1 protein-coding gene is annotated in these 2,583 nt (G+C 37.4%); it reads left to right on the top strand.

Going from position 1 to position 2,583, the window contains the following annotated elements:
- On the top strand, window positions 1-2,173 hold a 2,173-nt coding region (locus AQR02_RS22255), incomplete at its 5' end, for a U32 family peptidase (RefSeq protein WP_209444254.1).
- Window positions 2,174-2,583: the final 410 nt, after the last annotated feature.

Raw genomic sequence — 2,583 nt, 5'->3', positions numbered from 1 at the left:
AATATACTTAGGAATGCAAAAATTTGGTGCACGTGCATACTCATCTAATTTTGATTTAGAATCGTTAAAAGAGGCTGTTACATATGCGCACCTGAGGGACGTTAAAATCTATGTTGCAATGAATACCATCGTTTTTGAAAACGAAGTTGAAGAGATGAAAGAGCAGATAAACGAATTAAATAAAGTCGGTGTTGATGGCATTATCGTCCAGGACCTGACTGCTTTCGATTATATCGTTAAAAACTTTTCTGATATGGAAGCACATTGTTCAACTCAAATGGGAATAGACGATGTAGACGGAACTTTATTATTTAAAGAACTTGGTGCTAAAAGAGTTGTTCTGTCCCGCGAGGTTGAGACTGAAAAAGTAAAAGAGATCAAAAGAATCGCTGACATACCTTTAGAAATTTTCGTACACGGAGCTTTATGTGTATCTTATTCGGGAAACTGTCTAATGTCAGGATTACTCGGCAATCGATGCGCAAATCGCGGAAGATGTGTGGGTTCATGCCGTAAGGAGTATCAGCTAATCGATAAGACAACAGATACGTCTTTAGGGAACAGCTATATTCTATCTACTAAGGACCTAAACACAATCGATTACATCCATGATTTAAAAGAAATCGATTCTTTAAAAATAGAAGGCAGAATGAAAGCGCCTACGTATGTTGCTAATGTTGTATCCAAATATCGCATGGCCTTAGATCATAAAATAACCGAAGAAGATAAAGAAAATCTCAAAAAAACATTCAACAGGACATTTACTAAAGGATATTTGTTTCACGAAGATCGGAGAAATATTACAAACATTTCAAGACCTAATAACTTTGGGTATCCAATTGGAACCATCAGCAAGATCGATAAAGATCGTTATGAAATAACACTTACACGTACTTTGAATCAAAACGATACCATCCGAATAAGTCATAACAATGAAGATATTAATCTAACGGTTGCCAAACTGTACGATAAAGATGGCGGCTTAATTAACAAAGCAGATGTTGTCTGCTATATCAAAGTTACAGAAAAGTTGTCTACGGGAGATTTAGTATATAAAACGAAGGATTATTTTTATAACAAAGAATTAGAAGCATCACTGGAAAAAGAATTTAAGCGGTTTAACCTAGATATTAGAGTATATGCAAGTCCAGATTCAAAGCTTTTCATAGATGCAGAGGGCTTAGGCTTTCATTATTTATATGAGAGTGAGGAAATACTAGGCGAAGCCATTAATAATCCAACAACAAAAGACCAGGTAATCAAGCAATTTTCAAGATTAAATGATACGATATTCGAACTTAATCATGTGGATTACGAGGAATGCAATGCGTTTATTCCAGCTAAACTGTTAAATGCAGCAAGAAGAGATATTGTATTGGGCTTGTATGACTTAAAGCTTAACAGCCACAAGAAAAGAACCAAGGCTTTGGAAGCAAAAGAAAAAATAAGCTTTGCCCCTGTAAAACCATACCTTACGGCCTCTGTAACGACTAAGGAGCAGTATGATGCTTGCGTGAGCTGTGGAATTAAGGAAATCTATTTTAAAAACGTTGTTAGAAGAAATCAGAATGATTATAAGGAAAAAGAAGGGCAGCTGCTAATCGGAGGATATGGTGGAATTTATCACTACAGAGCAACGAATCCGTTTGTTACGGACTATTCTCTAAATGTTGTTAATGCTACTAGTTGCTATGAATTATATAAATTAGGTGCAAAACGAGTCACTTTATCTTATGAGTTGAATGAGAGCCAAATTGAAGATTTAATGAAAGCCTATTATGAAGAGAATGACGGCTATCCAGCACTGGAAATGATTGTATATGGCAAGGCTCCTTTGATGTTTACAAAATATTGTCCGATGAAAAAAATGAATCAATGCAGAATTTGCAAAACGAAGAGCTATGAGTTAAAAGATGAGCACGGAACGTTCCCTATCATTTCCCATAATGATTGTACAACGACTCTCCTTAATGGGAAGACGCTTAATCTTTTAGATGAGCTACCAAACATCAAAGGAATCGAGGCGCTCAGATTAAACTTCACAGTTGAATCAAAAGAGCAGGTTGTGAAAGTCATTAATATGGCGTCAGGTAAAATAAATGGCTCAATGAATAATGCTGTCTTTAATCAGGAAACAGACACAAGAGGACATTTCAATAAAGAGATTGTGTAGGTAGCCAAAGGGATGGTTTCTTGCGACATGATGGCGGGAGTGAAACCAACAGCGGCAGCGGTCAGATTATGGCGTACATAAATGCCCGGACGGCAGACTCTGCGATTGGGGTATTCCGCGTACAGAGTGTTATGGTGAAGCGTATTTATTTGATAATGCTCCGGTTAACTTTGGTAGTTATATTCAGGATTTGAAAGAGGTCATTGAACACAAAGAGTATTTGTTCTCTGGTGTTGGACTAATCGATCATTGCTGACCAGTATATCGCTGTCTTCCTTGCTAATCGTTCAGCTTAACATAAAAGAACAAGAAAGAGCCGCCCAGTACTGGGCGGCTCTAAAACTTGCCGCTTCAACCATCGCAGTGAACGTGTCAGAAGTAAGGAAAAGTCTTTTTGAGAGGCCGACGGG

It is taken from the genome of Paenibacillus ihuae, from assembly GCF_001368795.1.
GTDB lineage: Bacteria > Bacillota > Bacilli > Paenibacillales > Paenibacillaceae > Paenibacillus_AQ > Paenibacillus_AQ ihuae.
Note: the sequence above shows the minus strand (reverse complement) of the source record. Positions and strands in the feature narration are given on the sequence as shown.